The following is a 23,711-nucleotide window of genomic DNA, read 5'->3' as shown; positions in this document are numbered from 1 at the left end:
TCACCAGCCTCCGTTCTCGTTGCCGAGGTAAACCTGAACTTGCCTTCGGATTTCGTTTGCAACCGGACGTTTCGATTTCGTCGTTGCCCGGAAGAACCAACGCCATCCGTCAAGCTTGGCTGAAGTCGCCGTGTGAAAGTCGAACTGACCGAACTCGTAAAGGTGACCGGAAAGCGACCTCTCGATAAACTCAGGATCAACAGACTTGCGGATTATGCTGTCACATTGTCCCCAGACTGTGCTTTCTTCACCTCGCTGTAGCGCCTTATCATGTTCAATAAGACCGTCATCGAGCGCCATGTAATTTCGGCATTTGCCGGACAGGAAATGCGTCATAGCCTCGGTCCCGGCGTCCAAAACGATTAGATAATGACGTGGGCGCAAATCATTTTCTGGAAGGAGGTCGATGTCGGGCTGTCCATCGTCTCCTCTAGGCATCTCATCGCAGTGCCAGCCGGGGATCGCAGGGAACCATCCGGGCTTCAGCATGTGTGACCGTGTGTCAACCAGAAGGTCTGTTCGGTCTACTCCGATGTTCTCCAGAGCCAACAAAGCGAGGTCCGTTAAAGGACCCCCTTGCTTTTCAGCAAACTTCGCCTCAGCGCCGAACAGCATCGGCTCCTGCTGGATGAGCTTCGTCAGGAGGCTCTTATTGTCGGCTATTGAAGGGCCGATGACTTTACCGTGGTTGCGCATGGGTGCCTCACTTCACGTTGACGAAAGGTGTTGCTGAGCCGGGAACCATGGTCGTCGGGAGCGAACCATTCCATTTCTCAGCTGCGGTCAGGTCGATGAGCGTAGGGTTGTCCCGCAAGGCGGCACCCTTGGCCTTGATAGCGGCAGCTTCGGCTTCACCCTGAAGTCGCACAGCGTCTGCCTGAGCCTGAGCTGTTGCGCGGATTGCTCCAGCTTGAGCTTCTGCCTTCGTGACTGTGATCTGCGCTTGAACCTTCTCACGCTCAGCGTTCTGCTTCAGCTTCTGGACTTCAATCTCGGCGCTCATGCGCTCTTCGATCTTGTCGTTGTATGCTTCCGAGAAAGCCACGTTCTCAATCTGCACGGTTTCAATCGTGACAGGACCATCGACGGACTGCTGAAGGGCCAGCTGGATGTCAGCGTTGAGCTGAGCGCGTTCGGTCACCGAGCGATGAGCGTTGTACCGACCAAAGACATTGCGAACCTGTGCCATCAGCTGACGTTCAACCAGACGGCTCAAGAGGTTCTCCTCGCTGCCGTACTCGGAGTAGACCAGAGCGGCCTTATCGCCCGGGATCGAGTAATTGAAGGAGAGCGCCAAGGTGGCGACCTGCTGGTCAGAACTGATCGCGGTCACGTCAGTGTACGTCTTGGCCTTCGAGCGGATGTCGATGATCGAAACGCTGTCAACAAATGGCATCTTAAAGCCGAGGCCACTTTCCTTCACAGCTGTGATCGAGCCGTTGCGAACGACCACGCCACGTTCACCCTGATCAACGACATAGAACGAACCGAAAGAGGCCGAAGCGGCGACGAGAGCGGCAGCACCGAGTGCGATAAGCTTAGCGTTCATTGGTATTTCCTTTTGCTGTTTTGAAGATGTGTTTGGCTGCTGTGTAGGCACCCAAAATGAGGACGAGAGCGACCGTCACGGCCCCGATAAAGGCGAGCATTTGAGGTCTCCGAATTGTGGGTTTGGACACGAGGTCACAGGGTTTTGGTCACATAATCCTTACGCTTGCGTAACGCTTGTTACGAGCAAGGTGAAAAATGAAGGATTATCAAGCGATATCATTACGCTAGCGTAAGAGTGAGGGTATTAAAAAAGCCCCGGACAGGATTTTAAGTCCGTTGCGTATACCAATTTCGCCACGACCGCAGCTGAGGAATTCTATGTCATGATTTGTGAAGCAAATTCAAGCTGTTTCCAGCGTTTTAACAACTGGATTTAATGACAGTGGAAATTGTCGCGAGAGTGCCGCCGAAAATATTCAACAAATTACCCGCAACGATTTCGGAGAATGAAAGTTATAGTGAAAACAATCAGTCGCATGCGGGGTCTCCAGTTTGAAAAACACAGAAAACCAGTTGCAGCATTCTTCTGCCGGGGATTAACTGTGCATACACAGAATGGAGTCTGGGCATGACGAATACCCCGCAGCAGGCCGTTACGGCTGCAATGCTTGCCATCGGCGATGAACTTCTCTCAGGACGAACGAAAGACAAGAATATCGGCCATTTAGCTGATGTTTTGACAACTGCCGGCATTGATCTCAAAGAGGTCCGGATTGTGCCTGACGACGAAGATTCGATCGTTTCTGCACTCAATGCGTTGCGGCCGGGCTATGACTATGTATTCACCTCCGGCGGCATCGGTCCAACCCATGATGACATCACTGCAGACGCCGTATCACGCGCTTTTGAAGTGCCATGCATTTATGATGAAAAGGCGATGAAGCTGCTGGGCGACAATTACGCCAAGCGTGATCTGGAGTTTACGGACTCACGCAAGCGCATGGCGCGTATGCCGCAGGGCTCGGAACATATCGACAATCCGGTATCCGCTGCGCCCGGCTTTCATATCGGCAATGTCTATGTGATGGCTGGCGTGCCGTCTGTGTTTCAGGCGATGCTCGACAATGTTCTCCCAACCTTGAAAACTGGCCGCAAGCTTTTGTCGAAGGCCGTGCGCTGCCCGTTTGGTGAAGGCGTCATTGGAGCACCGCTCACCGCGATCCAGAAAGAGAATCCTGAAACGATCATCGGGTCTTATCCGAAGTTTGAAAATGGCCGGTTCAGTACGGAACTGGTGGTGCGCGGCAGTGATGTCGCCAAGATCGATATTGCTGTTGCTGCAATCGAAGCGATGATTACAACGTTGCAAAATCAGGGAGCCGCTTGAAATCGGGTGGTTTTGCCTGCTCGCGCAATCGCATTATATGCTAAAATAGAAGTATAGCCGGAAGGAGATCTGATATGTCCTACAAGACGGTGGTAGCCTATTCCCGCAGTGAAGCCGAGTTGAAGCGGGTTCTGTCTGCAGTTGGGCTTTTGATGCGAAAGTTTCCCGACATTCACGTCATCGGACTTTACTCTATTCCCTCTCCTATTGTGTATGCGGACCCGAACGGATTTATCGATCCGGGCATGTTTGAGCTGCACGACAAGCAGCACAAGGAAATCTCCGAGAGGCTACAAGAACGCTTTGAGGAGGAAATGCGCCGTCAGGGTGCAAATCATGAGTTCCGCATAACCCGTTCGGAAACCGGAACGGCAGCTGATGGTGTTCTCACATCCTGTCTTGGTGCGGAACTTCTTGTGGCTGGGCAGCCAGATCCTGAAGATGCGGCAACTAATGACGAAACGGCGGATACGCTGGTGTTTAATTCCAGCTGCCCGGTTCTTCTCGTTCCGCACACACCCGTTATTGCAATGGAAGCGTTGGACCGCATTGTTGTGGCATTTAATGGCAAACGCGAGGCGGCACGCGCCACTTTCGACGCGCTTCCTTTGATGAGGAATGCAAGCCGAACTGAAATTGTCTGGATTGATCCGCCTGAGCGCGAAGGTGAGGATGAAGCACTTGCAGGTAGCGATCTTGCTGAATCCATTTCTCGTCATGGACTTGCCGTAAGCGTAACGCCACTGGCATCTCATAATCGTTATGCGCAGGATGTCTTGCGAGAACACATCATAGCGCAGCGTGCCGACCTGTTGGTCATGGGCGCCTATAGCCACTCAAGGCTCCGTGAGCTGGTTTTCGGCGGTGTTACCCGCGCCATGCTCAATGACCTCCCTATCCTCACGCTTTTCTCGCGTTAGAGCGGTTCCAGTTACAGCGGTTCCAGTTAAGAATGAATCGTTAGAACCGCTGTAACTGTTTGTTTTTACGCATTATCCGACGCAAAACCGCTTCACACTTTTGCTGGAAATGCTGTAATACTGAATCATTGGAACGGTCTTTTTTGTTTTATCGCATTATCCCACGCAAGACCGCCTCGCACTTTTGCTGGAAATGCTCTGAACAGTTGCTTGATACGCCGATTTTGATCGGCGTATCATTTTTTTGCTTCTAATTTAGCGATCTATAGGCGTGCGATCTCACGCTGCTCTTGCACAATAGGCATTTTTGCGGTTATCAGCATCACCCGGCGCTGACTGTGCCGGGATAAAGCCTTTCTGCATTGTGCTGCATGTGAAAACTTCACTGTGCGCGAATAAAGAAAGCCTAAACAGTTCAGCGCGAATGGCACCCGTCATAGCGCATTTTTGGTTTGATAGGTCCGGCATATCTCGACCGGACCCTCCATGGAGCGTTTCGATGTCGTTGCCCGATAAAGCCTTTCCCGTTTCCTGGGATCAGTTCCACCGTGATGCCCGCGCGCTTGCCTGGCGTATTGCAGATATGGACCGCGAATGGCGTGCCATCGTTGCAATCACCCGTGGTGGTCTGGTTCCTGCGGCCATTGTTTGCCGTGAACTCGGCATCCGCCTCATCGAAACGGTCTGCGTTGCGTCCTATCACGATTATACATCGCAGGGCGAAATGGAAATTCTGAAAGGAATTAGCGCTCCGCTTCTCGAAAATGGCGGCGAAGGCGTAATCGTGGTCGATGATCTGACCGATACTGGCAAAACTGCAGCCATCGTTCGTGAAATGATGCCAAAGGCACATTTTGCAACTGTTTATGCAAAGCCAAAAGGCCGTCCGCTGGTCGATACATTCGTAACGGAAGTCTCTCAGGACACCTGGATCTACTTCCCATGGGATATGGGCTTCACATATCAGGAACCGATCGCTGGCGGAAAACGCGGATAAACGAAAATAAATGAAAGACGATTGCGGTGGTAAATTCGCCGCAATCGCACTATATTGAAAGTCAGCCGAAATGAGATGGAGGCATGTCACCAAGCTTTTGAGTTAAAGCGATGTGGCTGCTAATTTCAGCAAAACCTTAAAAATAAAAGCATTTTCAGCTTCTTATTCTGAGGCCCTGTTAAACAAATCCATTGTCATTTTGGCGAATCAATCCATTCTGTTTGGAAAATGGTGGGACTTTCGCGGTGAAAACACAGGCCAAAAAATTTGTTGCGACAGAGAAGCGTATTTTGACGCCTTCTGGTCGTTTGCAACAAGTTGCGGCACTGGTGTACCGCTATGAAGCTCATGAATTGCAGATACTTGTGATCACCAGTCGTGGAACGGGTCGCTGGATTATCCCAAAGGGATGGCCGCAGGTCGGTCGCACGCTTGCAGATACTGCCGCTCGTGAAGCTTATGAAGAAGCTGGCGTTCGCGGTGAGATATCGTCTCAGCCAATCGGCAGCTTTGATTACTGCAAAAATGACCTGCCACCTGAGTGCATCAACCAGTTTACGGTTGCAGTCTATGCGTTGCACTTTGTCGAACGCGCGAAAGATTGGCCGGAACGCGAACAGCGCGTTTGTGAATGGGTCTCACCCCGTGAAGCTGCTGCGCGTGTGGATGAAGTCGACCTGAAACGCATTCTTCTCGACTTTGGCGACTCGCCTATCGCGATTGCTGCCGAGTAACCTTCTGCTTATAAACGATTTTTGAACCGTCATGCATCAGTCGTGAATGGCTTTTGCGGTGTCCGGTGTTCTGTATTTTGTTTTTCCGGCTAAATTTTTTGTCTTTCACATAACCGTCATTCTCCCCGTTATCCACATTTGCCCCCAGAGCTTTCCCACAATATCTAGCGTCTGCGGCCTTATGGTAAACCAATGCTTGACGCTCATGTCCGAGTCGTTTTTTATGAGCCTGTCGTTGCGTGAGTGGCGTGGCCGAGCGTAGTCAATTTAGTCGGTCTTTTCTTCAAACTAGTTGAATTCCTAGCGGGCGTTGCGTCGAAAAGACGTGTATCGCGCGGGGTTTTTTGCGTCTGAAACTCAGGCCGACTAGGTGTGACGGAAAGCTGGATTCATTGATGGCGGCGTCGCATTAATACTAGATTTAGTATTTTCAATCATGGTAACATACCAGATGGGGAAATCCTGATCTGAAAGCTTGCTCGACTTCGAATAAGTTCGGCCACTGGCCGGAGCGCTGATACGCCTCTCATGAGGATGTTTGGCCAGATGAATTTCCGAGGAGTTCGCTTCTCAATACGATTGCCCTCTCACCTGTTGGGAGGACGTTCGAAACAAATCGACGCGATGCGTACCGTGGCTGGCAGGCCGAGGCTGAAATTTATCGGTCTGGCCACTATATATAGAACGTTTGGATGGGACAGATGAAGATCGAACGCCGTTTCACGAAAGAGAATCAGTCGGCCTATGCCGATATTGAGTTCCGCACAGCGACCAGCGAGATCAAGAATCCCGATGGCTCTGTGGTGTTCCGCCTTGAGAACATCCATGTTCCTGCGCAGTTCAGCCAGGTTGCTGCTGATATTCTCGCGCAGAAGTATTTCCGCAAGGCTGGCGTTCCCGCCAATCTCAAGAAGGTTGAGGAAAACGACGTTCCTTCCTGGCTTTGGCGTTCGGTAGCGGACGAAGACAAGCTTGCGAAGCTCCCTGAAGGTGAGCGCTTCGGCTCCGAAATGGATGCGCGTCAGGTTTTTGATCGTCTCGCCGGCACCTGGACCTATTGGGGCTGGAAGGGTGGCTACTTCGATACGGAAGAAGATGCGAGTGCTTTCCGCGATGAACTCGCTTACATGCTGGCGACGCAGCGCGTGGCGCCAAACAGCCCGCAATGGTTCAACACCGGCCTGCATTGGGCCTATGGTATCGACGGTCCTGGTCAGGGCCACTTCTATGTTGACTGGCAGACCGGCAAGCTGACGAAATCAAAGTCCGCTTACGAACATCCGCAGCCACATGCCTGCTTCATTCAGTCCGTTGGCGATGATCTCGTCAATGAAGGCGGCATCATGGATCTCTGGGTTCGTGAAGCACGACTTTTTAAATACGGCTCGGGCACCGGCTCGAATTTCTCCTATCTGCGTGGCGAAGGTGAAAAGCTTTCGGGCGGCGGCAAGTCGTCAGGTCTGATGAGCTTCCTCAAGATCGGCGACCGTGCAGCGGGTGCGATCAAGTCCGGCGGCACGACCCGTCGCGCGGCCAAGATGGTTGTCGTCGACGTCGATCATCCGGATATCGAAGAATATATCGACTGGAAGGTAAAGGAAGAGCAGAAGGTTGCTGCTCTCGTAACCGGTTCCAAGATCGTCAAGCAGCATCTGGCTGCCATCATGAAGGCTTGCGTCAATTGCGAAGCCGGCTCGGCAGAAACCCGGGATGATTGCTTCGATCCATCAAAGAACCCTGCCCTCAAGCGCGAAGTTCGTGCTGCCAAGAAGAATCAGGTTCCTGAAAACTACATCAAGCGTGTTATCCAGTTCGCACGTCAGGGCTACACGGACATTCAGTTCAAGACCTATGACACCGACTGGGATTCGGAAGCCTATCTGACAGTCGCAGGTCAGAATTCGAACAATTCGGTATCGCTCAAGGATGAATTCCTGCGCGCCGTTGAAGAAGATGGCGAATGGAACCTGACTGCACGCCGCGATGGTCGCGTCATGAAGACGCTCAAGGCGCGCGATCTTTGGGAAAAGATTGGTTATGCTGCCTGGGCTTCGGCCGATCCGGGCCTGCACTTCAACACCACGATGAATGATTGGCACACCTGCCCGACCGCAGGCCCAATCCGTGCGTCCAATCCGTGCTCGGAATACATGTTCCTTGATGACACGGCTTGTAATTTGGCATCGATCAACCTGCTGACCTATCGCAATAAGGACGGCTCGTTCGACATTAACGCATATGAGCATACTGCTCGTCTGTGGACGATGGTTCTCGAAATCTCGGTGATGATGGCGCAGTTCCCTTCGAAGGAAATTGCTCGTCTCTCCTACGAATACCGTACGCTCGGCCTCGGCTATGCCAATATTGGCGGCCTGCTGATGACCAATGGTATTCCTTATGACTCCGATGAAGGTCGCGCCATCGGCGGCGCCCTCACCGCGATCATGACCGGTGTTGCCTATGCCACGTCAGCTGAAATGGCGCATGAACTTGGCGCGTTCCCAAGCTATGAGCCAAACGCTGAGCATATGCTGCGCGTTATCCGCAACCATCGTCGCGCCGCTCATGGCGAAACCGAAGGTTACGAAGGCCTTGCCGTCAATCCGGTTGCACTGATTGCTGAGGATTGCCCAGATCAGGACATGATTACCCACGCACGCGCTGCATGGGACAAGGCACTGGAGCTTGGTGAAAAGCACGGCTACCGCAATGCGCAGGCAACCGTTATCGCGCCAACCGGCACGATCGGCCTTGTCATGGATTGCGACACAACCGGTATCGAACCAGATTTCGCGCTGGTAAAGTTCAAGAAGCTTGCCGGCGGTGGTTACTTCAAGATCATCAACCGCGCAGTTCCTGAAGCGCTTCGCACACTTGGTTACGCTGAAAGCCAGATCGCTGAGATCGAAGCTTATGCAGTCGGTCACGGCAACATCAATCAGGCTCCAGGCGTCAATCCATCATCGCTGAAGTCGAAGGGCTTTACCGATGAGAAGATTGAAGCGCTGAATGCTGCTCTGAAGAGCGCATTCGACATCAAGTTTGCTTTCAACAAGTGGACGCTGGGCGAAGATTTCTGCAAGGACGTGTTGAAGCTTACCGATGAGCAGCTCAACGACTTCTCGTTTGAAATGCTGCCAGCACTTGGCTTTGCCAAGAAGGACATCGAAGCAGCCAACGTTCACGTTTGCGGTGCAATGACCCTTGAAGGTGCGCCTTTCCTGAAGGAAGAGCATTACGCAGTGTTCGATTGCGCCAATCCTTGCGGCAAGATCGGCAAGCGTTACCTCTCGGTCGACAGCCACATCCGCATGATGGCCGCTGCCCAGCCGTTTATTTCGGGTGCGATCTCCAAGACGATCAACATGCCGAACGAAGCAACGGTTGAAGATTGCAAGAGCGCTTACCTCCTTTCCTGGAAGCTGGCCCTCAAGGCGAATGCACTTTATCGCGATGGTTCCAAGCTTTCGCAGCCGCTCAATGCGTCGCTCATCTCTGACGATGAAGACGAAGATGATGCAGTCGAAGCGCTGATCGAAGCACCTGCTGCAGCGCGCGCCGTTCAGATTACTGAACGCGTTGTCGAGAAGGTCATTGAAAAGATCGTTCACGAGCGCGAAAAACTGCCGAACCGTCGTCAGGGTTACACGCAGAAGGCAGTCGTTGGTGGCCACAAGGTTTACCTGCGCACTGGTGAATTTGGTGATGGTCGTCTCGGCGAAATCTTCATCGATATGCACAAGGAAGGCGCTGCTTTCCGTGCGATGATGAACAACTTCGCCATCGCTGTGTCGCTCGGCCTGCAATATGGTGTGCCGCTCGAAGAATATGTCGAGGCTTTCACCTTCACGAAGTTCGAGCCTGCAGGCATGGTTATCGGCAACGATGCCATCAAGACGGCAACGTCGATCATCGACTATGTATTCCGCGAACTGGCAGTGTCTTACCTTGGCCGCAACGATCTCGCTCATGTTGATACGAGCGATTTCTCCAACACGGCACTCGGTAAGGGCATCAAGGAAGGCAAGACCAACCTCGTTTCCACTGGCTGGACCCGTGGCTACAAGCCAACGCTGGTTTCAAACAGCCCTTCGGGTAACGAATCCAAGGGGTCGGCACAAACGTCTCCATCGGTTTCGAATGTAACGACACTCAAGTCTTCGTCTCCTCGCCCGGCGACTGTCGGTCTCGTGACGGATGGTGCAACTGCATTCAAGCGCGAGTTTGAAGAGCAGCCAGCAGCAGCGCCACAGCAGGACAATGTTGCTGCGACTGAACTGTTCTCGGATAAGGCGGCGTCTGATGCGGCATCTGCCCGTGCAGAAACTGCTAATGCTGCGAAGAAGCTTGAAGCTGACCGTCGCATCAAGTCGATGATGCAGGGCTATACCGGCGACAGCTGCACGGAGTGTCAGAACTTCACGATGGTTCGCAATGGCACCTGCCTTAAGTGCGACACCTGCGGCGCGACAAGCGGCTGCAGCTGATCTTTAGAGCGCTACCTGTTTTGATTGAATCATAGGTAACGCTCTAATTATTCGTCTATTCTTATTATTCTACGCAAAACCGATACGAACATTTGCTGGAAATACTTTAAAGATTAGAGATGATATAAAAGACAGGCCGGATTTTTCCGGCCTGTCTTATTTTATATTAGAGATTATTAGCCGGATATTGGTTAAATTAGTCAGCGTTCTTTCTAAGAAGAAAATTAAAAATATTGGAACTCAATTGTCTTCTCTACGTTCAACTAATGCAACCGAGCGTATAAAGGAGATAATTATGCTTAGAACAGCACTTCTGACAACGACGTGTGCATTGTTTATTGGTGGCACAGCCTTCGCGCAGACTGCGACACCCGCCCCCACAGATGCGCCCGCCGCAGCACCGGAAATGCCGGTTTCGTCCCAGAATATGTTTGGCAGCCCGCCAGCGGAAAATGCCGATCAGGTTGGCTTTATGGAAGCCAAGGATGGCCAGATGCTCGTTTCGAGCTTCATCGGACAGAGTGTTTATGAGAGTGATGCACCTGACGCAGCCTCAGTCGGTAAGTTGAACGATCTGATTGCAAGTCCGGAAGGTGAGATTGAAGCAGCCGTGATCGGCGTCGGTGGTTTCCTTGGCGTCGGTGAAAAGGATGTCGCGGTAAGCCCGGATCAGCTTCAGCTTGCAACGCGTAGTGATGGTAAAAAGTGGCTTGTCATCAAGGCTTCAAAGGAACAGCTGACAGAAGCTCCGGCTTTTGATCGATCCGCCCTCTTTGCGGACGGTGTTGCTGATAAAACAGCGACTGGCGAAACCAATGCGCCGGCCGCAGATACGCCAGCAGCTGACCCAGCACCCGCACCAGCCACACCTGCCCCCGCGCAGTAACTCTGAAATCCTTGTGTCCTGTATGGTAAAAGTCCTGGCCTTTGGCCGGGGCTTTTATTTGAAATGAGGCTCGAAGGTTGATTTCAGAAACTCATCCACGTACCAGTGTTTCACAATCACCAGATCATTTGGCTTAGTTTATTCGGGAAAGTCTATTGTCGGAATTCTTTATTGCCCATCCCTGGGCGCAAACGGTTGCATCCCTTGGCGGTCTTTTTCTTGCGGCGTTTGTCGCAAACTTCCTTATCAAAGCGATACTACTGAAGGTTCTCGACAGGATCGTTCAACGGACGGCATTTGGTCAGGATGAAGAACTCAAGCAAAATGGCGTGATTGGCCATCTGGCTAATATCGTTCCGGCGTTGATTATTTCGTCGGGCATCGCAGCTGTACCTGAACTGCCACAGACGGCACTGACCGTAATCAGCAATGTAGCGACGGCATTCATTATTCTGACACTGGCTTTCACGGTAAGCGCTGTTCTGAGCGTGGTTGATACGCTTTACAGCCGCCGCGAAGAGTCCAAAGATCGCCCGATCAAAGGTTATATTCAGGTCAGCAAGCTCGTAATCTACATTATCGCGATCGTGTTGATCATCGCGACGCTTCTTGATCGATCACCTGTGATCCTGCTGTCTGGTGTGGGTGCCATGGCCGCGGTTCTTATTCTGGTGTTTCAGGATACACTGCTCTCGCTCGTTGCCAGTATGCAGATTGCTTCATCGAACATGGTTCGCGTTGGCGACTGGATCGAGATGAAAAATCTCGACGCGAATGGCGATGTGGTCGAGATCGCGCTTTATACGGTCAAGGTGCAGAATTTCGATAAGACAATCACCACGATTCCGATCCGCAAGCTCATCACCGAGCCAATGAAAAATTATCGCGGAATGCAGCAATCCGGTGGCCGACGCATTAAACGTGCGCTGTTTATCGATCAGGCGACAATCCGCTTTCTGAACGAAAATGAACTCCAGAGCCTTGCTTCAATCGATCAGCTCACAGGCTATCTTTCAAAGAAGGAAAAGGAAATCGCCGACTGGAATGCAAAGCTTGGCGACAAGGCAAAGAACCCGGTCAATACGCGCCGCTTCACCAATATAGGAACGTTCCGCGCCTATGTGGAAACCTATTTGCGAAACCATCCTGGCGTTCACAAGGGCATGACGCTTCTTGTGCGCCAGATGGACCCGACACCGGATGGTTTGCCGCTCGAAATCTACTGCTTTACCAATACGACCGTCTGGGCGTCTTATGAACAGATCCAGTCCGATATTTTCGACCATCTCTATGCAGTGATGCCGGAATTCGGCCTCTATCCGTTCCAGAATCCAAGCGGCGGTGATTTCCGCAAGCTCAGCCTTGCGGATTTGCCTGCCGTCACTGCAAAGCCTTGATGATAGCGGTCTGAAGTTCGGGAACCTTGTAACCCGTGCGCGACGGTGTAAGACCAAGGCGAATAATGGCCAGGTTCATCGAAGGTACAATGATCAGGCTCTGACCATCATGGCCCGACATCCAGAAGGCGTCCGCCGGGATGCCTTCTGTACCCGCTTGAATGCCAGCACTTTGCAGCCATGTCTGAGCTGATCCGTAACGCCCCTGCGATGCTGTGGCTGGCGTCTGCATCAGACGTACAAAATCCTCGCTCAAGAGCTGCTTGTCGCCGACCTTACCCTTATCGAGCAGAAGGCGGGCGATGGAGAGCCAGTCGCGCGCATTGGCATAAAGATAAGATGAGCCGACGAATATGCCGCTCGCATCTGCTTCCAGCTTGGCGCTTGCAATGCCCAATGGTTCAAAGAGCACTTTCTGTGCGTAGGTAAATGCTTCTTCAGGCGTGTCGAAGCTTTCCATATAGAGCTTTGACAGGATATTGGCCGTGCCGCTCGAATAGTTGAATTTGGTGCCGGGCTGCGCTTCCAGTGGCAGGGAAGCTGTAAATTCGGTCATGTTGTTTTCGAGGAAAAGCATACGGGTAACGTCTGTGACATTGCCATAGTCTTCATCGAATTTAAGGCCGCTTTGCATCCCAAGAAGATCGGCAAGCTTGATCTTCGAGCGGTCGTCACCTTCCCACTCTGGCAGAAGATGGTCGCGCTGCAGGTCCATTTTGGCTTCCGAAATGCGCATACCAATCAGCGTTGCCATAACGGATTTCGTCATGGACCAGCCCAAGAGAGGCGTATCGGCATCAAAGCCCTGCGCATAGGTTTCGGCTATGATCTGGCCGTCTTTCAGCACAGCCACGGCTCGCATACCGGGGCCTGCCAATGCTGGGGTTTCGATGATGTTTTGAACGGCCGGGTTGATATTGATGTCTGCTATGAGAGCGGCTGCATCCATGGGCATCGTCAGTTGAGGACGCAGATCTTCATCATGTACGTTGGCGCAGCCAAGGCCCGGACGATAGACAGCTTTGCTTGGCGCGAAAAAGCCAAAGATATGCGCAGTGACTGTTTCACTTCCGTTATCGACTGACACATCGACAAATTTTAAAAGCGGGTGGCCCGGCGCCTGCACATCAAGCGCCAGAACCTCCTGCGGGTTGCGGTTTGCCAGAAATACATTGGAGCAGACGATCTTTGCGGCATAGCCGGTGCCGACTTTGAGAAGCTCCGGTGGCCGAAAGCCGAGCCACAAAACGACACCCAACAGGATTAAGAGGACAATGGAACCGGCAATTTTCAAAAAGCGTATCATATTCCCTCCCATGAGCCTGAATAGTGAGGCGTCTAACTGCCTCTCGAGAGCCAGTAATCCATGCCTTCTGCTGCGGCCTTCGCAATCGCAAAACATGCGGTGAGAAGATAGCCGCCTGTAGGTGCTTCCCAGTCAATCATTTCACCAGCGACAAACACGCCGGGTAGCTTTGTGAGCATATAATGCTCATCGATTTCGCTCCATTCTATGCCGCCTGCGGAAGATATAGCTTCCTGAATGGGGCGTGGACGAAGGAGCGGAACTTCCAGTGCCTTGATGGTTTGCGCCAGTTTGGCGGGGTCTTTTTCGCGCTGAAACTCGAGCACAAGTGCGGCCTTTACACCGGTAAGGCCCGCACCCTTTCGCAAGAGATTACTAATACTTAGCTTCTTATCCTGACGCGAAAGATCAAGTGTCAATCGTTCAAGCGTACGGCCCGGTGCCAGATCGAGAATAAGGTTGGCATGGCCATCGCGTTCAAGGTCATCACGCAAAGCAGCTGAATGTGCATAGACAAGACTGCCTTCCACGCCGCCACGCGTGATGACGAATTCGCCCTGCGTTACACCAGCCTTGCTGGAGATCGTTACCGACTTGAGCGGTTCTCCCGCAAAACGTTCTGCAAAGAGTTCGCTCCAGCTGACATCAAAGCCGCAATTGGCCGGACGCATAGGAGCAATCTGAATACCCTGCTCGGTGAAAGGTTCAAGCCATGCACTATTGGAGCCTAACTTGGGCCAGCTTGCGCCACCAAACGCGAACAATGCTGCATCGCAGGATATGGGCTCGATACCCGCCGGAGATTCAATGAGTGGCTTTCCGGATTGGAATCCGATCCATTTATGACGGGTCAGTATTTTGACATCCTGCGCTTCCAGTTTTCGCACCCATGCGCGAAGAAGTGGTGATGCTTTCATGACCTTGGGGAACACGCGTCCTGAAGAACCCACAAAGGTTTCAGCGCCGAGCGCATCCGCCCAGTCGCGCAAATTCTGCGGTGTGAATTGCTGCAATGCAGGCCAGAGGCGATCATTGCTCGCACCATAGCGCTGGGCAAATTGCGCAAAATCTTCTGAATGGGTGATGTTGAGACCGGATTTTCCCGCCAGAAGAAACTTGCGTCCAACCGTCGGCATCTGCTCGTAAATTGTGACCGAATATCCAAGCGCAGACAAATGCTCGGCGGCGAACAGTCCTGCTGGTCCGCCACCGAAAATCGCAATCACGCGCTCACGCATCGCTGTCTGCACCGCACTCACGCATCAATCTTCTTTCTCCAGCATTTCTTTAACAGCAGTTGCTAACTGTTTGAGAGAGAATGGTTTTGGCAGGAAACCAAACTTGGCATCTGCTGGCAGATTGCGTGCAAAAGCGTCTTCTGCATAACCCGAAACAAAGATGAACTTGATGTCTGGATGAGTCTTGCGCAATTCGCGCAACAGAGTCGGTCCGTCCATTTCCGGCATCACAACGTCGGAGACGACGATGTCGACCTGACCGTTCAGCTCTTCAAGCACCTCGAGCGCTTCGACACCGGATGCTGCTTCGTGTACGGTATAGCCGCGCGATTGCAGCGCACGCACGCCGCCCATGCGCACAGCATCCTCGTCTTCAACGAGAAGCACCGTTGCGGAACCGGAAAGATCGGCAGCCTTTTCGACCTTCTTTTCCTTGACGGCCACGGGTGCATTATCTGCGCCCTTCTCTTCAATATGGCGTGGCAGGAAGATTTTGAACGTCGTGCCTTTTCCAACCTCGGAATCGCAATAGATGAAACCGCCGGTCTGCTTGATGATGCCATAGACCATCGAGAGGCCAAGACCGGTGCCCTTGCCGACTTCCTTTGTCGTGAAGAATGGCTCGAAGATTTTTTCGAGCACATCGGCTGGGATACCCGTGCCGGTGTCTTCAACTTCAAAGACTACATAGTCGGCTTCAGGCAGATCACGATAGTTGAGCTTTGCTGCTTCGTTTGCTTTGACATTGCGTGTGCGCAGTGTGATCTCGCCGCCCTCCGGCATTGCGTCACGGGCGTTTACAGCGAGATTGACGGCAACCTGTTCGAACTGGCCAAGATCGGCCTTAACAGGCCATACATCGCGTCCGTGTTCGATCTTGAGGCCAATATCCTTGCCGACAAGACGCGCCAGAAGCATACGCAGATCGGCCAGAACGTCTGTAAGATCGAGAACCTCCGGGCGGAGCGTCTGACGGCGCGAGAACGCAAGCAACTGCCGCACGAGCGAGGCCGCACGATTGGCATTCTGTTTGATGTTCATGATGTCGGGGAAGGACGGATCGGATGCGCGGTAGTTGCTCAGTAGCAAATCCGAAGACATGATGATCGCGGTCAGCACATTGTTGAAGTCGTGCGCGATACCGCCAGCAAGCTGACCGACAGCTTGCATCTTCTGGCTCTGCGCCATCTGATTTTCTAGCGCTTTCTGCTCGGTGGTTTCGACAGCAGAAATGATCGCCGCTTCTTCGCTTGTTTCACCAAGATCGGTGACAGCACTCATATAGAAGCGAATGTGACGGTCTTCATTACCCGGCAGAACCGTGTCGACAGGCGAGATACTGGCCTGCCCTGCAAAGGCTGCAGCCAGTGCCTTGTTGAAGGTTTCGCGGTCGCGTTCATGAACGACATTTTCAAGCTTCACGCGATTATCGACCGCATCGCGATCAACCACAGGGGCGAAAATATCGAGGAACCGCGCATTGGTCCGCAGCGTATGACCTTCAGCATCCACTGCCGCAATGGCCATTGGAGCCGAATTGAAGAAGCGGGTGAAGCGCACTTCAGCGGAACGCAATGCTGCCGATGAATCCTCGCCCTCGGCGCGATCCAGCACGATTGTACGGCTTGTGCCTCGTGTGCCATCACGAGCGGCCTGAACGCGGTGATAAAAGCGAACAGCGAGGCTCTGGCCATTGCGCTTGATAAGATCAAGATCGATGACTGTGTTACGGCTGGTGCCTGGCTCTGCTTTGACGGCTTTAATCAATGCCATGCCACTGCCCGCAACAATGTCATTGAGCGTAAGCGAGCCGGGCGAGAACTGTGTCAGGTCAACGCCAAGCCATTCGGCGAGCGTTGCATTGAGATAGATGATCCGGCCTGAAGGATCAGCCGAGAAAAAGCCTGCTGGTGCATGATCAAGGTGGTTGATCGCTTCCTGCAGTTCCTGAAAAAAGCGCTCCTGTTCGGCGCGTTCATCGGAAATATCTGCAATCTGCCAGGCGACGAGTTGTCCCTTAAAGTCCTGTCCGCCATCGACCGGGCGCGCCTTGATCCGATACCAGACGGGCGCCGCCGAACTTTGACCTTCACGCGAGAGGCCGCCGGAAATGCGTACTTCTTCCTGCGCCGAATGACCGTCGCGAACTGCATTTGTGAGGCGATAAATAGCGTCTGAGGCGGCTGGCTCACTGGTCAGAATATTATCAAGTGACCGGATACCATCAGCGCTCGCAATACCAGTCATGCCCGCATAGGCGTGGTTTGCATAAACGATCTGGCCGCGAGCATCCGAAATAACGGTGCCTTCAGGCAACGTATCCATGAAAGTGTGTGCGAGATCCTGCTCACCATGCCGCTGGCTGAAATGGATGAGCCCAGTTGCTGCGCCAAAGAGATAGAAAACGCCGATCATGGACAAAATGCCCATGAGTATGATGGCGAAGCCATCACCAAGCTGGTCGCGGAATACAAAATAGACGAGCGCTGCGACCGTCAACACGACGCCGATAATCAAAAGCCGCAGAGCTGCACTTGAGCCACGCTTCGGCATGACGAGCGGTTTCGGATAATTATTGTCCGTCTGTCGCGACATCAGGCCCACTGCCCTTTCATGCTATTTGGCTGAACTGCATGGACGATAAACCGTCCGTTCGCCGTTTCTTCCAGCTCAAGCGCTATCTTATTCATCAAGCAAAACCAATCACGTTCCCTGCTTTATGTCTTGTGCCAGATTTTGACGCATATTGCAGGGTATATCCGATTCGCAGAATGCGTTAATTGCCTGACAGCACAAGCATCCCGACCTCAAAACAGCATGAACCAATGTGTTTTGCACTGTTTTGGCTGGGGATCATATGTTTCTCGTAAATTGATGGAACATTCCCAAGTCAGGCAAATTGAACTAGTGTTCTGCGAGATATGTGTTGTCGCGGTAGATGGAGCGCGGGGAAGTGTGGCTTCATCGACTGGACATTATTCGTTTTTAGTATGAGAGGGTTACCCGCATGAAGGAATGGCTCAGCGGTCTTGTTGGAGAAAGTGCCGCAAATATTGTCGGCTTTATCCTTATTTTTGCGATCATTCTTGGCGGAATTTTCGTTGTTCTTAGTATTATCCGTCGCTTTGGCGGCGGGACTTTTGCCACGAACGGTCGAACAGGACGCCAGCCAAGACTTTCAGTGATGGATGCAGCGGCGGTCGACAGCCGTCGTAAACTCGTTCTTATTCGTCGCGACGATGTTGAACACCTCCTACTCATCGGGGGTCCGACAGATGTCGTTGTTGAACAGAACATCGTTATGGAATCGCGCGCCAACGCACGGTCGCAAGCGTCACGTATCGAACCGGAACATATCGAACGTTTTCGCCAGCACGAAGCCAGCATCACAACTGAGGTAAGCGAGCGCCCGGCCCTTTCCCAGCAGAGCCAGCAGACGATTCAAAAAGACGAAGCCATTCAGCTCAATTCTCCAATTGATACGTCTGTTCAACGCAAGCCCGAGCCAGTCCGTGAAACGCCTGTGCAACAGGCTGCACCCGAAGCGCCGCAATTCCGTGCGCCTCCGCGCCCTCCTGTGCCTCCAGTAACGCCTCAGGCGCCAAAGGTTGCTGAAACGCCGGTTGCTCCAGCCCGTCCTCAGCAGCCGCCCCGCCCGGCCCCGAACTATCCTCCACAGCCACGCACCGTTCTTCCTGCTGCACGCCCGGCAGAGCAGCCGCAGGCACCGCGTTTGCATCCTGCCTATCCGCTTAGCCAGGTTTCGCGCGGTGTTTTGAGTTCGACATCAGGTCTTGGTGCCAGTGCGGCCGCAGCAGCAACGGTTGCTGCAGCTGATCTTGGTAGCGTGACGCCTGAGCGTGAAGTGGCGCCAAGCGTGAAAACCCCGGCACCAGAGATTGGCGACATTCTCCAGAGCCCTGCAGTCACAACCTCATCAGCGCCTGATTTCACGCCCGCGGCCCCGAAATTGGAACCTGTAGCTGTTGTTTCTGATCAAGAACCAGAAACAGATGACGGTCTCGAAGATCTGGGCGGAGCACTGCATGACGCGATCATGGCAGATCTCGAAACCGATACGTCTGCCGCATCTGGCAACAAAGAGCCGGAAATGCTGGAAGTCGATATTTTTGAAGAAGAACTTCTAGGATCTCTCGATATTTCGCCGAACGGCGGCAAGCCAAGTGACGATATCGAGGATGAAATGGAAAAGCTGCTTGGTGAACTGACCAAGGACGAAACACGCAAATTCTGATTTGCGGATAATACCAAACTCCTGAGCACGACTCAGGAGTTTTTGGTTAAGCACGAGTGGCGACTTTGATCGCGAGTGGTATCTATGTTGAGAGTTTGCAAGGTAGAACTGGCTTAGCGGGAACGCTTGTCGTTTTAGGCTTTGTGATGGTCCGTCTTCGGTCTCTTGGTATTATTCAAAACGTATGCGGCTTTCAGCACCGGCGATCTACACGTATCCCTGATATAAATCTGTGTTGGAGCGACGAGAATTTTGCGGGGCAACATATATGAAAAGAATAACAATTGTTATTTGCCTAATCGCATTTACGGCTGTCGTTACTGGCTGCGCTAATCGATCATGCCGAGATTGGCCGGGGACGTGCATTATTCAGTAATCGAAGCGCAGTTGGCGGATTAATCCGTATTTTCTCCCGAAGAGATTGAACGGATAAGGGCTGACAAGTGAGCGATGATGAAAAGTAAAATCGGAAAGCAGTTAGCACTGCTGGCGCCTTAATTGATGGCATCCGAGCTAGGTTCAAGAATGACGACATTCCGTCGAATAAACTGGTGAGTTTTCTTTTCAGCAGTAGAACCAACCAATAAAAAAGGCTGCGGTAAACCGCAGCCTTGAAATTTCTTATTCGACTGGATGAAGATCAATCGTCGCGATAGACCTTTTCGCGGCGCTCGTGGCGCTCTTGTGCTTCAATAGAAAGCGTTGCGATTGGTCGTGCATCAAGTCGTTTTAAACTGATAGGATCGCCGGTCTCCTCACAAAAACCATAGGTCCCCTCGTCAATACGGCCGAGAGCTGCATCGATTTTGGAAATCAGTTTGCGCTGTCTGTCGCGAGCGCGAAGTTCAATTGCCCGATCCGTTTCGGAGGATGCCCTATCCGCCAGGTCCGGGTGATTTGCATTTTCCTGCTGCAGCGCTTCTAATGTTTCGCGCGCTTCGCGCAGAATATCATTCTTCCATGCAACAAGTTTTGCACGGAAGTAAGACTTCTGCCGTTCATTCATGAACGGCTCGTCTTCAGTGGGCCTATAGTCAAGGTCGATCAATTCACTCATTCTGAATCACCCCACATCTAGGAGACGCGAGCGGTTATATAAGTCGATCGCAACAAGGACACAACATCAAACACACGCGTCTCACTACTTTTTAATTCATCAAAATTGTGTGATTTTGATGAAAAAATAAGCATTTTTTAAAACACAGATAATTAATTCAATTTTGTTTTCGTAAAAAACTTCAATATTTTAGATCGGTTGCTGCTTAAGAAATATAATTGCCGAATTAGCATAGCCTATGCTCTCGTTTTTGCCCATTATTGCAGCAAAACTACCTGTGTATATTGTGAGTGTTCGTCGAAAAATCGTCTGAAACTGCAGGTGGTGGGAGCAATCTTGCAGAAATTGTGGCATGGATTACGCTTCAGAAGCCTCAAAATGTTGTTTGGAGCCTTTCATGAGTCGCCTTTTTCTACTCCGTCATGCCAAGGCAATTTGGGCCAAGCCCGCGATGAAAGACTTCGACAGGCCGCTGGATGAGGAAGGTATTTCCTCACTGGACCAGTTGGCACAAGCTATGAAGATGTCTGGTATTTTGCCTGACAGGGTTGTGCTCTCCGCCTCCTGTCGGACACGCGAAACGGCATTTGGGCTTATTGAGCGGCTTGGTATTGATGTTGAAACCGTTATCGATGAAACAATCTATAGCGGTGGTGCAGGTGAATACATGAAGGCCATCAAGAACAATGCCGCCTCCGATCAACTCATGCTTGTTGGACATAATCCCAGCATAGAAGATTTGGCTTTGGCGCTATGTGGCGACGGTGAACCTTCGAGCCTTTCGCGTCTTGAAGCTGGCTTTCCTACCGCTGCTCTTGCGACAATAACCTTCGATGGGCCGCTATCGGAAATCGCGCGTGATCGTGGTTTTCTGGAAAGTTTTCCTTTGCCGCGTTAAGACGCTTCATCATTCTATCTGCAGTCTCCTTGTTGATACGGCTCATGAATTCCTATCTATGGCTGTGACAGGACGTAATTCTCACGAGGAAACAATTGGCAAAACTGACCAGTTTCGGCGATGAAGCAAGGATCGCGCTCGACACGCTGACAGACCGAGCCACAGGCTTGATGTCTCCGTCGCTGAGATTGGGGGTAACAGGGCTTTCTCGCGCTGGTAAAACGGTTTTCATCACGGCTCTGGTGCATAATATGGTGCATGGCGGTCGCCTGCCCCTGTTTGAAGCTTACAAATCGGGACGCATCTCGCGTTCCATGCTTGAGCCGCAGCCCGATGATGCAGTTCCGCGTTTTCAATATGAAGAGCATCTTTCGGCACTGCTTGATGAACGTATCTGGCCAGATTCTACGCGCGCCATTTCACAGCTCCGTCTGACAATCGAATATGAAACAGCTTCTGCCTGGGGGCGCTGGCTGTCACCGGGGCGACTTTCGGTGGATATTGTCGACTATCCCGGCGAATGGCTGCTTGATCTGCCCTTGTTGGGCAAAACCTATAGTGAGTTCAGTGCAGACTCCTTCGCTCTGGCTCATGAGCCGACGCATATCGATCTTGCTCAAGCTTGGATTAATGAAGCAAAAGCAATTGTTCCCTCTGAAAACGCAGATGAGCTGACAGCGCAACGGCTGGCCAAAAGCTTCACTGCCTATCTGCGTGCAGGCAAAGCTGATGAGCGTGCGCTCTCCACCCTACCTCCGGGGCGCTTTTTGATGCCTGGCGATCTTGAAGGTTCGCCAGCGCTTACTTTTGCCCCTCTGCCCGACCTAAAACCTGACGATTTTAAAACCGGCAGTCTGGCCGCAATGATGGAGCGCCGCTATGAGGCCTATAAGACGCATGTGATCAAACCATTTTTTCGGGAACATATCGCGCGGCTTGATCGACAGATTATCCTCATCGATGCCATGCAGGCCATGAATGCCGGTGGCGCTGTGGTTGCTGATCTTGAGCGGGCGCTGACCGATATTCTCTCCTGTTTCCGTCCGGGGCGGGCAAATCTGCTGACCGGGCTCATTCAGCGGCGCATAGGACGCATTCTGGTTGCTGCTACAAAGGCCGATCATCTTCACCATGAAAGCCATGACCGGTTGCAGGCAATCGTTCGCCGTCTTGTTGAGCGGGCGATTGAACGCGCTGATTTTTCGGGTGCCGATATCGACGTATTGGCTATGGCGGCTGTCCGCGCCACGCGTGAGGCGACAGTAAAGGAAGGCAAGGATACCTTGCCTGTCATTATCGGGACACCGCTAAAAGGCGAGCGCATCGACGCTGAAATATTCGACGGTGAAACAGAAACAGCTATATTCCCCGGTGATTTACCAAAAAATCCTAATGTAATATTCGAACCATCGATTTCGAGTGATGAACCAGCCATTCGATTTGTTCGTTTCCGGCCTCCGCGGCTAGAGCGCACGGCGGAAGGCATAACGCTTTCGTTGCCGCATATTCGGCTTGATCGTGCATTGCAGTTTCTAATCGGGGATCGTCTGGCATGAGTGAACAGCCTCCACGCAAACCCGCAGCATTTACCGTTCAAAAGCCGACGGATACGATTTCGCCCTCTGGAGCACCGAATGATGCGCCACGCCGCCCGCGTGCGGTTACCGATCTTGAGAAGGTCATTCCCGAGGTCGATGTCTTCGCACTGACGGATGAAGAGGCTGCTGAGCTGGAAGTTCTGGACCCTTCATTTGAAGCTCCGCCTCGCCGGCGATGGTCGTTGAGCAAAATATTGTTTGGTGCGTTGGGCATCCTTGTTTCATTTGCGATCGGCATCTGGACCGAAGATCTCATTCAGGCGCTTTTTACGCGCGCAGACTGGCTCGGCTGGACGGCGCTTGGCGTTGCAATGATTGCGCTTGCTTCTTTCATCGCCATCATCGTGCGCGAGCTGATCGCATTAAGACGGCTCGCCTCTGTTCAACATTTGCGCAAAGACGCAGCCGATGCAGCGGAACGTGATGATATGGCCGCTGCGCGAAAGGCGGTCGATGAATTACGGACAATAGCGGCCGGCTTGCCGGAAACCGCTCGCGGCCGTCAGATGCTTGATGGACTGACCGATGAAATCATCGATGGCCGTAATCTTATTCGTCTTGCCGAAACGGAAATTCTGAAACCACTTGATCGCGAGGCACGCGCACTCATTCTCAATGCTTCCAAGCGTGTTTCCATCGTAACAGCTATCAGCCCGCGGGCTCTTGTCGATATTGGCTATGTGATCTTTGAATCTGCGCGCCTTATACGCCGCTTGTCACAGCTCTATGGTGGCCGTCCCGGCACATTGGGCTTTCTCAAGCTTGCGCGACGTGTCGTAGCGCATTTGGCCGTTACCGGAACGATTGCTATGGGAGATAGCGTTATCCAGCAGCTGATAGGTCATGGTCTGGCATCGCGTCTTTCGGCAAAACTGGGTGAAGGCGTGGTCAATGGCCTAATGACTGCGCGTATCGGGATTGCAGCGATGGATGTTGTACGCCCCTTCCCGTTCAATGCTGAAAAACGTCCCGGCGTAGGCGACTTTATTGGTGATATTGCCCGCATCAATGGTGAAAAGGTCAACAAGCCGACTGACCGAAAATAATGAGCTCTTCCCAA

At 52.4% G+C, this 23,711-nt stretch carries 17 protein-coding genes; 11 read left to right on the top strand and 6 right to left on the bottom strand.

What is annotated here, in order from left to right:
- Together KMS41_04965 and KMS41_04960 are read right to left on the bottom strand one after the other, a co-directional pair.
- The gene (locus tag KMS41_04965; GenBank protein ID QWK78585.1) at positions 1-696 is read right to left on the bottom strand and encodes a hypothetical protein; all 696 of its coding nucleotides are present in this window, start codon (positions 694-696) and stop codon (positions 1-3) included.
- A 7-nt stretch (positions 697-703) separates the two neighbouring features.
- A complete protein-coding gene (locus KMS41_04960) occupies positions 704-1,549 on the bottom strand; it encodes a prohibitin family protein (GenBank protein ID QWK78584.1) in 846 nt (281 codons plus the stop codon).
- 570 nt (positions 1,550-2,119) lie between these two features.
- Between KMS41_04960 and KMS41_04955 the strand changes: the two genes are divergently transcribed.
- The 7 genes from KMS41_04955 to KMS41_04925 all read left to right on the top strand — a co-directional run bounded on the left by KMS41_04955 (position 2,120) and on the right by KMS41_04925 (position 12,299).
- Positions 2,120-2,878: a competence/damage-inducible protein A gene (locus KMS41_04955; GenBank protein ID QWK78583.1), complete on the top strand. Its 759-nt coding sequence runs from the start codon at positions 2,120-2,122 to the stop codon at positions 2,876-2,878.
- Between the two features lie 74 nt (positions 2,879-2,952).
- Positions 2,953-3,798, top strand: coding sequence for a universal stress protein (locus tag KMS41_04950; protein ID QWK78582.1), 846 nt, complete (start codon positions 2,953-2,955; stop codon positions 3,796-3,798).
- Between the two features lie 499 nt (positions 3,799-4,297).
- Positions 4,298-4,795: a xanthine phosphoribosyltransferase gene (gpt, locus tag KMS41_04945; protein QWK78581.1), complete on the top strand. Its 498-nt coding sequence runs from the start codon at positions 4,298-4,300 to the stop codon at positions 4,793-4,795.
- Positions 4,796-5,040: 245 nt separating this feature from the next.
- A complete protein-coding gene (locus KMS41_04940; GenBank protein QWK78580.1) occupies positions 5,041-5,529 on the top strand; it encodes an NUDIX hydrolase in 489 nt (162 codons plus the stop codon).
- A gap of 701 nt (positions 5,530-6,230) precedes the next feature.
- Complete coding sequence (locus KMS41_04935) at positions 6,231-10,016, top strand: vitamin B12-dependent ribonucleotide reductase (GenBank protein ID QWK78579.1); 3,786 nt, start codon at positions 6,231-6,233, stop codon at positions 10,014-10,016.
- A 295-nt stretch (positions 10,017-10,311) separates the two neighbouring features.
- Positions 10,312-10,902, top strand: a complete 591-nt coding sequence (locus KMS41_04930) for a PRC-barrel domain-containing protein (GenBank protein QWK78578.1) — start codon at positions 10,312-10,314, stop codon at positions 10,900-10,902.
- A gap of 155 nt (positions 10,903-11,057) precedes the next feature.
- Positions 11,058-12,299 carry a mechanosensitive ion channel family protein gene (locus KMS41_04925; GenBank protein ID QWK78577.1) on the top strand — a complete coding sequence of 414 codons (1,242 nt, stop codon included), beginning with the start codon at positions 11,058-11,060 and terminating at the stop codon, positions 12,297-12,299.
- On the opposite strand, the gene KMS41_04920 is transcribed toward KMS41_04925, so the two are convergent.
- The 3 genes from KMS41_04920 to KMS41_04910 are packed head-to-tail and all read right to left on the bottom strand — an operon-like array spanning position 12,283 to position 17,438.
- Entirely contained in the window at positions 12,283-13,605 is a 1,323-nt protein-coding gene (locus tag KMS41_04920; GenBank protein QWK78576.1) for a beta-lactamase family protein, read from the bottom strand. The two genes, KMS41_04925 and KMS41_04920, sit on opposite strands and share 17 nt — an antisense overlap.
- A gap of 32 nt (positions 13,606-13,637) precedes the next feature.
- Positions 13,638-14,843 carry a TIGR03862 family flavoprotein gene (locus tag KMS41_04915; protein ID QWK78779.1) on the bottom strand — a complete coding sequence of 402 codons (1,206 nt, stop codon included), beginning with the start codon at positions 14,841-14,843 and terminating at the stop codon, positions 13,638-13,640.
- Positions 14,844-14,867: 24 nt separating this feature from the next.
- Positions 14,868-17,438: a response regulator gene (locus tag KMS41_04910; protein ID QWK78575.1), complete on the bottom strand. Its 2,571-nt coding sequence runs from the start codon at positions 17,436-17,438 to the stop codon at positions 14,868-14,870.
- Between the two features lie 412 nt (positions 17,439-17,850).
- Here KMS41_04910 and KMS41_04905 point away from each other — a divergent pair, with 412 nt between their 5' ends.
- Complete coding sequence (locus tag KMS41_04905; GenBank protein ID QWK78574.1) at positions 17,851-19,098, top strand: flagellar biosynthetic protein FliO; 1,248 nt, start codon at positions 17,851-17,853, stop codon at positions 19,096-19,098.
- Positions 19,099-19,738: 640 nt separating this feature from the next.
- Here KMS41_04905 and dksA read toward each other — a convergent pair.
- Positions 19,739-20,155, bottom strand: a complete 417-nt coding sequence (gene dksA / locus KMS41_04900; protein ID QWK78573.1) for an RNA polymerase-binding protein DksA — start codon at positions 20,153-20,155, stop codon at positions 19,739-19,741.
- A 397-nt stretch (positions 20,156-20,552) separates the two neighbouring features.
- On the opposite strand from dksA, the gene KMS41_04895 reads away from it, so the two are divergent.
- The 3 genes from KMS41_04895 to KMS41_04885 all read left to right on the top strand — a co-directional run bounded on the left by KMS41_04895 (position 20,553) and on the right by KMS41_04885 (position 23,697).
- Entirely contained in the window at positions 20,553-21,053 is a 501-nt protein-coding gene (locus KMS41_04895) for a histidine phosphatase family protein (protein ID QWK78572.1), read from the top strand.
- Between the two features lie 95 nt (positions 21,054-21,148).
- Positions 21,149-22,609: a YcjX family protein gene (locus KMS41_04890; GenBank protein ID QWK78571.1), complete on the top strand. Its 1,461-nt coding sequence runs from the start codon at positions 21,149-21,151 to the stop codon at positions 22,607-22,609.
- Positions 22,606-23,697, top strand: a complete 1,092-nt coding sequence (locus tag KMS41_04885; GenBank protein QWK78570.1) for a TIGR01620 family protein — start codon at positions 22,606-22,608, stop codon at positions 23,695-23,697. Before KMS41_04890 ends, KMS41_04885 begins: the two co-directional genes overlap by 4 nt.
- Positions 23,698-23,711: the final 14 nt, after the last annotated feature.

The sequence above is a fragment of the Ochrobactrum sp. BTU1 genome (assembly GCA_018798825.1).
Classification (GTDB): domain Bacteria; phylum Pseudomonadota; class Alphaproteobacteria; order Rhizobiales; family Rhizobiaceae; genus Brucella.
The sequence above is the reverse complement of the archived record's forward strand: the minus strand, read 5'-3'. Positions and strand labels throughout refer to the sequence as shown.